Source organism: Rhizobium sp. BK049, from assembly GCF_014193135.1.
Classification (GTDB): Bacteria; Pseudomonadota; Alphaproteobacteria; order Rhizobiales; family Rhizobiaceae; genus Rhizobium.
In genome coordinates this window covers 145,786-154,284 of the sequence record NZ_JACHYV010000015.1, presented here as the reverse complement: position 1 = coordinate 154,284, position 8,499 = coordinate 145,786, and the positions used below count along the sequence as shown (strand labels likewise).

The following is an 8,499-nucleotide window of genomic DNA, read 5'->3' as shown; positions in this document are numbered from 1 at the left end:
CCGACCGAGGTATTTATGGCGCATTTGCGCGAAGATGGGTGATCCCCTATCCTGCAAAACAGGCATGATGCACTTGGGTTAGCTTCTCCACCGGGTGGGTTCAAAGTTAAAGTGTCCTGTTTCTGCAAAGTAAGAATGTCACTCTCCCCGGGTTTTGATGAGCTGGGAGATTGCGGATGGGACTGATTGCGATGCGCGGTGTGGGCCCTGCAAAAATCTAGGTATCCATGCATCCGGACGGACGATATTCGAACCGTATTGGTCGGTTTAGCGTTGCCTTAAAGAAACTGTGCAAGGATACGCTCTTACCACCACACCGGCGAGCTGATGAAGTTTCGAAAAAACCCAGAGATAGCGCGCAGCCGCGCGGGCTACCTAACCGGCCATGTGAGCGCCTTCGCGCCAGCGGTATTTGCGGCCATTATTGCAGCTATCGTCGTTTGGGTGGCAACGAATTGGCGGCTGGAGCGCGCTCTCGCCGATGAACGTTCGATTGTCGCCGGTGAGCTTGCCACGATATCATCTCGGCTGCAGACGAATCTGAATAGCAATGTGAAACTGTTACAAGGGCTGGCGGCGGCTATCTCCGTCGATCCGGCAATGGGTCAGAACGGATTTTCCAAACTTGCAGCACGGATCCTGCAGCCTGATTCACAATTGCGAAGCTTCGCGGCGGCGCCTGACATGGTGGTCAGCTGGGTCTATCCGGAAAAAGGAAATGAAAGAGCCATCGGGCTCGACTACCGGAAGAACGAGAAGCAACGGGCTGCCGCGATGCTGGCGCGCAACACCCACAACATCGTCTTGACTGGCCCGGTGGAGCTTGTCCAAGGCGGAATGGCTTTCGTGGTCAGGTGTCCTGTCTATATCACCGACGGAAATAGCCAGATATTTTGGGGCCTTCTTTCCGGAATCATAGATATTCCGAAGCTTTATGGAGATAGCGGTCTTCGTTCGACCGATCTTGAGATTGCCATCAGCACCGAACCGGAGCCGGAATCGCCCAAACAAGTGTTTCTCGGTGACCTGGAGACCTTTCAAAGAAAGCCGGTCGTCGCGAACGTGGATATGACCTACGGCCGATGGACCCTCGCCGCGCGTCCGAAGCATGGATGGGGCCAAAATAACGGGATCGGCGCCTTCGAGTTCTATGCAAGTTTATTGGCCTTCTGTGTCGTTGCCCCCATCGTCTGGGTCGGCTTTCTGACCAGATCGCGCCAAAGAACCATCGAAAAACTTCGCCTGCACAAGAAGAAGCTCGTTCGCGCGCGGCAGCGCCTGGAATACCTGTCACTGCACGACGCACTGACGGGACTTCCCAATCGACGATTCGTCGACCAGATGATCTCGCAGCCGCCGCGGCCGGCTCCGCACGATCGCCTGATCCTCATCCATATCGACCTTGACCGGTTTAAAGAGATCAACGACACGAAGGGCCATGCCGGCGGTGACATCGTCCTCCAGGCCACGGCTTTGCGGCTCGCCGATTTGGCCGGTCCGAACGACGTCGCAGCTCGCATCGGTGGAGACGAGTTCATTTTCGCCAGCTGGAGCGCCAATCCTGAGCCTAAAGCAACCGAATTGGCCAAGCAGATTGTCGACGCGCTTCAGCGCAACATTTCTATCGATGGAGCAGCCTATGTGGTCGGAGCAAGCGTCGGCGTCGCCTGGGAGGCTGTACCTTCTCGGCAGGACCTCGGCCAGTTGCTCCTGAATGCCGATCTGGCGCTCTACGAGGCGAAGAAGGCGGGTCGCGGTCGCGCGGCAATCTTCACCGAAGAGCTTCGAAGCGCCGCAGTCCATTCGAAAGAACTGGCGGATGAATTCAACCAAGCGCTCGAACGCGACGAGTTCGTCGCGTTCTTCCAGCCGCAGTTCGACGCAACCACATTGGCGGTCGCAGGCGTCGAAGCCCTCGCCCGCTGGGATCATCCGCGAAGAGGTCTGCTCGGCCCCACCGAGTTTCTTGATGCTGCGGAACGGCTCGGGCGTAGCGGCGACATGGATAGACTGATCCTGCAAAAAGCACTCTTCGAGCTGACGAGATGGGACGGCTTGGGACTGCAAATCCCCCGGGTCTCGGTCAATATATCCGCGCGCCGACTGGCGCAGGCAAATCTGCTTGCCGAGCTTTCGGCCCTTCCCGCAGTGAGGGGCCGCCTGTGTTTCGAGCTGCTTGAAACAATCTCCTTCGATGAGCTTCAGCCTGCTCTCAATGAGGTGATTCCAGCCATCAAGGCGCTCGGCATAGAAATAGAAATCGACGATTTCGGCACAGAACATGCCAGTATCGTCAGCTTGCTTCGATTTGAACCCCGAAGGCTCAAGATCGATCGAGAGATTGTCAAGCCGATCCTCGCCTCTCCTTCTCAACGCCGTCTGGTCTCCTCAATCATCGAAATCGGCCGATCACAGAACATCGACATCGTTGCCGAAGGCGTGGAGACAATGGAGCACGCGAAGATCCTGAAAGATCTCGGCTGCCATCTGCTGCAAGGGTACGCTCTGGCGCGGCCAATGACCTCGGAGCAGCTGATCGAATTTTGCCATCAGCCGCATAGAGGAACCGCAAAGGCAGGCCGCTAGGTTGGCCGTCGGCTGTTTGTGCTTGCGGGTCTTCGTAAGCAGGTTCATTCTTATCCCCATTGAGAAGCCCGCCGGCAGCGGCCGATGTCGCTGTCGCATATAGGGTTTTCGTGAGATGCCTGCGATGGAATGCGCCGGCTGCGGTTTCGACATTCAGAGCGGTTTTGCTTTCTGTCCGCGATGCGGCGCAAGGCAACCCCTCTCCTGCGCGGCCTGCGGTTATCCATGTCAGCCTGATTTTGCCTTTTGCCCGAAATGCGGCGCGTCGATCTCAGGCAAAGCCCAGCCGGCCGCGAAGCCAGCCATCGAGACGGCACCGGCTGAATCCGATGGCGATGCCGACCGTCGGCCGGTGACGGTGCTCTTTGCCGATCTCTGCGGCTTCACGACGTTGAGCGAGCAGATCGACCCCGAAATCATGCGGGTGCTGCAGAACGAATTGTTCGAAGAGATGACCCGGGCGGTGGAAGCCTATGGCGGCTTCGTCGACAAATTTGTCGGCGATGCACTGCTGGCGCTGTTCGGGGCGCCGGTCGCCCATGAAGACGATCCGGTGCGGGCGCTTGGCGCCGCACTTGATATGATCGATCGGGCCGCTGCGGTCGGCAAGCGCTGGCAGTCGCGTGCGGGCGTGCCGCTGCGCTTGCATATTGGCATCAATAGCGGCCCTGTGGTCACTGGCGGCTTCGGCGCCGCCAGTACAAAATCCTATTCCGTGACCGGCGACACTGTGAACACCGCACAACGGTTGCAATCCATGGCCGGTGAAAACGATATTCTCGTTGGTCCGCTGACCTACCGTCTCACCCGCCACGCCTTTGCCTTCGACAGCCTCGGCGCGCAAACCCTGCGCGGTAAGGTTGGAAACGTCCTCGTGCATCGGCTGACCGGACTGCTGGAAGCGCCGCATACGGCACGCGGGCTCGAAAGTTTCGGCCTTCAGGCGCCGATGGTCGGACGGGACGCGGAATTGTCGCGCCTGTTGACCTGCCTCGATCTTGCCTGTGGCGGCGCCGCGCAGCTTGTCCGCCTGATCGGCGAAGCGGGCATCGGCAAATCGCGTCTGGCCAGCGAATTCGTCGGGATCGCCGGCAACACGGACCGTTTTCCTGGGCTTGCTATCCGCAGAGCCACCTGCTCTCCCCTCGGCGAACAATCGTACGGCACGCTCGCCGCGGTCGTGCGGAGCGCCTATGGAATCGGCGAGCGGGACGATCCCGACAGGACACGGCAACTGCTGACAACGGGATTCCGTGCCCTCGATCTCGGGCCTGACGACGTCGCGGCGCTTTTGCCGCTCTTTTTCCATGTTCTCGGCCTCGGCGATCCCGATGGCGCGCTCCGGCACATCGAACCGGAACAATTGCGTCGCCAGATCTTCTATGCGGTCCGAACCATCTTCGAGCGGCGGCTGGCACAAGGCCCTCTCCTGCTTGTGATCGAGGATCTCCACTGGGCGGATGCCGCCTCACTGGAAGTGCTGCGTTTCATGATGGACCGGCTGGAGCGCAGCCGATTGATGCTGCTTGCGATTTACCGGCCGACGTCGCAGACGGATCCGCTGAACTCCGATCGCGTCAGCGTCACTGTTCAGCGTCTCGGCCCCCTCTTCGCTGCCGATGGGCAGAAGCTGCTTGCCGCCTTTTTTGGCGAGGGTCACGGCAAGTTGCCGGCGCCAATGCGCAAGCGCATCCTCGAGCGCGCCGGCGGCAATCCGCTGTTTATCGAAGAAATCCTGCGCGGCCTGATCGACATGGGCGCGCTGCACAATGAGGGGCAGCGCTGGCATGTCGCAGCCGAAGACGCGGATGTCGATATACCGGTCAATTTGCAAGCCCTGTTGCTTGCCCGCGTCGACAGGTTACCGCAGGAGATCAGACGTCTGGCGCAGGAGGCTGCCGTCGTCGGCCCGAAGTTCGATACCGCCCTGCTCCGCACCGTCGCGACCGATCCGGCCGGCATCGATGCAGCGCTGGATTATCTCTGCGATGCCAACATCATCGAGGAGTTGCGTGGACCGGACGCCGAGACAGCGCCGGGCTATCGCTTCAGCCAGACCTTGATGCACGATGTCATCTACCACAATCTGCTGCTGCAACGCCGCATGGAGCTTCACCGACGGATCGGCCGGGCGCTGGAACGCCAATATGGCGTGGCGCCGGATCGAGCAGAGCATCTGGCGCAGCTCGGCCATCATTTCAGCCTGACCACCGAAAAGGCCAAGGGGGCCAGCTATCTCATGGCGGCCGGCGATATGGCGCGCAAGATATACGCCAATGACGATGCCATGCGTCTTTACCGACAGGCTCTTGCTGCCTTCGCCGACGAGCAGGAGGCGCCGCCGGAGCAATTGGCACTGTTGGAGCGCCTTGGCGATCTCTGCGGTCCTGCCGGCCGGCGTGAGGCCGCCCTGAACCATTATCAGCGAGCACTCGCGATCCACCGCGCGAAAGATGATCGGATCGCCGCTGCGAGGATCTTGCGCAAGATCAGCCGCCTGCATCTCGATGCGGGACGCCGCGATCAGGCGGAGGCCCATTGTGCCGAAGCCGAAACGATGATCGCGCCGATCGATGCGCCGGTCGAACATGCCCATCTCCTGCAAGAACGCGGCCACCTCGCCTTCCGCACCGGCGACCAGGCTGCTGCTGCCGAATGGGCGACACAGGCGCTGCAATGCTTGCAAACACTGCCGATCGATGGAACGACCGAGGCCGGACGGGAGGCAGCGCGGGCGATGGCAGAGGCGCTGAACACCAAAGGTGCAGCACTCGCGCGTCTCGGACGCCGCCGTGATGCCGTGCAGGAAGTGGAGCGCAGCCTCTCGGTCGCCGAAAAGGCCGATCTGCAAAGCGCCGCCTGCCGCGCCTATTCCAACCTCGGCGTTCTCTACACGATCGTCGATCCGGCCAACGCCATCAGGATCTGCCGACGCGGATTGGAGGTCGCCACCCGCATCGGCGATCTCGGCTTCCAGGCGCGTCTTCTCGCCAATCTCGCGGTCTCCTGCTGCACCTTCACCGATCGCTGTGGAGCCGAGGGCGTGCCGGCGGCGGAGAAGGCGGTCGAAATCGACCGGGCGCTCGATCAGCGCGACCATCTGTCCGTACCGCTGATCGTACTCGGGCAGATACACCAATGCCATGGGCAGCCGAACCTAGCTCGTAAGTATTACGAGGAAGCCCTTGAGGTTGCGAAGGAAATTGACGAGCCGCAACTGCTCTTTCCGTGTTATGATGGCTTGGCGACACTGAGCCTTGAACACGACGACATGGATGAAGCGGAACGGTATTTCGCGCTGGCGCAGGATGTGTGCATCCGCCACAAGCTTGACCCCGGCACATTCGTCGTCTTGCCGTTTCTCGACTGAAGGCTTCGCATCTCACTCGTCGCTCTGCATCAATTCGCCAAAGCGATTCAGAGACATAAAGGGAGGAACTAACAATGCAGGAGAACCACGCCGATAAACCATTACAGCCTGGGGATCGCGCGCCCAACGTGGTGTTGGATGCGATCACCCGCCATGGCAAGATCGCCATCGATGATTTTCGCGGTCAGAAGCCGGTGCTCGTCGGCTTGTTTCGCGGCCTGCACTGCCCCTTCTGCCGCCGGCAAATCGCCGCCATGGCCGAACTCACCGATGCGCTGCAGGAAAAAGGCATCGATAGCCTCACGGTCGTCAATACTCCGATCGAGCGAGCGCGCCTCTATTTCCGCTACCACCCGCTTCCCAATTTGCTCGCGGCCTCCGACCCCGAACGGGTATCGCACAGAGCTTTCGGCTTGCCGAATATCGAGTTCACCGAATCCGAGAACGAATGGCCGTACAAGGTCAGCATGAGCACAATGTCGTCAATGCAGGTCGACATGCCGGGCGAGCTGCCAGAGCCCATGGATGTGATGGCGGCGATGGAATATCTCGACAAGGCCGACGGTTATGAATTCACTGAGGACGACACGCGAATGATCGCCACTGGCCATGGCCAGCTTGTTGGCGAATTCCTGCTCGATCGGGATGGCGTCGTGCGCTGGTGTTTCACGGAAGTCGAGGAAGGTGGCCGCAACTTGTTCGGCGGTCCCGCCCCCCGCGATGTAATGTCGGCGGCTTCGAATATGGCTGTGTGACACCTGTTGTGCTTATTGCGCCCTGAAGCGGGCGTGGCAGGTCGTGCAGGTCTGCAGCATGAGGTGAAAGGCGTGCTCCGCCGGCATTGCCGACAGCTCCTGCTCGCTTCGAACGTGAGTGCCGAGGGGGCCGCCACCCATGGCCTCCCCAGGCTTCATGCGCATGCCGGCGGGCATCGGTCCCGGATTATTCTGGGCGGCGACGTCGAGCGCGACGGCATAGTCGCGCAGGTCGTTTGCGATGCGGTCGAATCGCTCGCGCTCCTCAAGAATGTTCGGCATGGCCTTTGATTGTGGGCTGGCCACCTCGGATGCGAAGTGTTCGGAAAGAACGACGCCGGATCTGTCGCGGATGGTGTCTGCTGCCCATCGGAACTCGGCTGCCTTATAGCTTGCCGGATCCTTGAACATGCCGGAAATTGTCTTTGCCGCCGCGGCCATGGCCTTCATGTCCGCCTGTCGAAGCGCCACGACATCCTCGGCGGCCGGCGACGGGACTGTCGTCAAGAGAGCGGCTCCCACGCCAGGGAGCAGTCCAAAAGTCGCCATGAAAAAGGTCCGTCTCATAGAGCTGCTTCCCAAACCGGCGTGATGCCGCCTCTACGCATATCCCTTCTCATCTGGGCAACAACAGGGCGGACACCCTCCCCGAGGTTCTCGGCAATGGGCCGATGCGGAAGCGTTAACCGCTGCCGAATAATCTGCGGCTTCGATTGGAGTGGATCAATGAAAAGTGGCTATTCGCTCGCTCAGATAGGGCTTCACTGGCTGGTCGCCTTCATGGTGCCGGTGCAGTATCTGACTGGCGGCAGCATCGAGAGAATTCATCATGCAGTCCACGTGGGGATGACGCCATCCGCGTGGGATGTCGTCCAGCATCAGCTCCATAACTACGCGGGGATTGCCATCGGCCTGCTGATGGGTGTGCGGCTCGCACTTCGCATATTTCAACCGCCCGAGCCCACCGCGCCCGGCACATGGACCGGATGGATCGCCACGGCGCTTCATCACGCCTTCTACGCCACAATCATCGGCCAGGCATGCATGGGCGCCGTCGCCAGCTATTTTTGGTTTGGAATCGCACCCTACCACGTTCTGGGGTCGAAGATCATCCTGGCGATGGTGGCGTTGCATCTGGCCGCAGCGGCCTGGCACACACTGGTCGCCCGTGACGAGACGGTCGACCGGATGCTGCTGCCGCACCGGAAGCGGCCGGCAAAAAACATCTAAGTGGCCAGCTTCAACCCCGCTGGATGCGTCATATTAAGGACTCGAATGTCGGCAATTGCTAGGTCCGCGATTGAAAACGGGCTGCATTACCTGTAGCTCTTCGGGAATGGGCAAGATGTACCGAATCACAGTGAGCACGTTGCTCGTGATGATGCGGCTGGTGATCGTCGTATCACTGGCGGGGTACTCGTTGGCGAACGCCAGCGCGGCGATGCATGGCTCACCGTTCCCCGAACCGCAAGTGGCCGCCGCAGAGATGATGCAGTCCCATGAAGGCCACGACGTGGCGGAGGCGGGCCATCACGACCATTCGCGCATCGACATGCCCGATGACGATGGAGGTGCGAAGCTCGTCAAGCAGGAATGCTGCAAGGATTTCTGCGGCGGGCTCGGCATCATTTGTGAAAGCCCCGACGTCGGTGGGCCAGTCGTAACCTCGATCCGGCAGTTCGTGGACGACCGCACGACCTTCGGCGAACAGCCGCCGCTCCACCGCCCTCCGAATATCTGAATAGAGACGCGCCCGCTCGATTGGGTCCATTCGGTCGCCGCCTGACT

Annotated in this window: 6 protein-coding genes; 5 read left to right on the top strand and 1 reads right to left on the bottom strand. The window is 60.5% G+C overall.

Translation table 11 applies throughout. The features are described 5' to 3' along the window. Nucleotides 1-327 precede the first annotated feature (327 nt). From FHT70_RS17345 to FHT70_RS17335, 3 genes are all read left to right on the top strand, one after another. Nucleotides 328-2,586 (top strand): bifunctional diguanylate cyclase/phosphodiesterase, encoded by a 2,259-nt coding sequence (locus FHT70_RS17345; protein WP_183703377.1) that lies wholly within the window; start codon nucleotides 328-330, stop codon nucleotides 2,584-2,586. A gap of 124 nt (nucleotides 2,587-2,710) precedes the next feature. Beyond that, on the top strand, nucleotides 2,711-5,956 hold the full coding sequence (locus FHT70_RS17340) for an adenylate/guanylate cyclase domain-containing protein (protein ID WP_183703387.1): 3,246 nt from the start codon (nucleotides 2,711-2,713) through the stop codon (nucleotides 5,954-5,956). 74 nt (nucleotides 5,957-6,030) lie between these two features. Further along, on the top strand, nucleotides 6,031-6,711 hold the full coding sequence (locus tag FHT70_RS17335) for a peroxiredoxin-like family protein (protein WP_085778194.1): 681 nt from the start codon (nucleotides 6,031-6,033) through the stop codon (nucleotides 6,709-6,711). A 12-nt stretch (nucleotides 6,712-6,723) separates the two neighbouring features. On the opposite strand, the gene FHT70_RS17330 is transcribed toward FHT70_RS17335, so the two are convergent. Further along, the gene (locus tag FHT70_RS17330) at nucleotides 6,724-7,278 is read right to left on the bottom strand and encodes a cytochrome c (RefSeq protein WP_097601086.1); all 555 of its coding nucleotides are present in this window, start codon (nucleotides 7,276-7,278) and stop codon (nucleotides 6,724-6,726) included. A 159-nt stretch (nucleotides 7,279-7,437) separates the two neighbouring features. Between FHT70_RS17330 and FHT70_RS17325 the strand changes: the two genes are divergently transcribed. Then, nucleotides 7,438-7,941, top strand: coding sequence for a cytochrome b/b6 domain-containing protein (locus FHT70_RS17325; protein ID WP_183703374.1), 504 nt, complete (start codon nucleotides 7,438-7,440; stop codon nucleotides 7,939-7,941). 115 nt (nucleotides 7,942-8,056) lie between these two features. Then, complete coding sequence (locus FHT70_RS17320; RefSeq protein WP_085780068.1) at nucleotides 8,057-8,452, top strand: hypothetical protein; 396 nt, start codon at nucleotides 8,057-8,059, stop codon at nucleotides 8,450-8,452. Nucleotides 8,453-8,499: the final 47 nt, after the last annotated feature.

Coding starts and splice junctions, on each gene's coding strand:
- FHT70_RS17335 (WP_085778194.1), top strand. CDS start 6,031: ATGCAGGAGAACCACGCCGATAAACCATTACAGCCTGGGGATCGCGCG.
- FHT70_RS17340 (WP_183703387.1), top strand. CDS start 2,711: ATGGAATGCGCCGGCTGCGGTTTCGACATTCAGAGCGGTTTTGCTTTC.
- FHT70_RS17330 (WP_097601086.1), bottom strand. CDS start 7,278: ATGAGACGGACCTTTTTCATGGCGACTTTTGGACTGCTCCCTGGCGTG.
- FHT70_RS17320 (WP_085780068.1), top strand. CDS start 8,057: ATGTACCGAATCACAGTGAGCACGTTGCTCGTGATGATGCGGCTGGTG.
- FHT70_RS17325 (WP_183703374.1), top strand. CDS start 7,438: ATGAAAAGTGGCTATTCGCTCGCTCAGATAGGGCTTCACTGGCTGGTC.
- FHT70_RS17345 (WP_183703377.1), top strand. CDS start 328: ATGAAGTTTCGAAAAAACCCAGAGATAGCGCGCAGCCGCGCGGGCTAC.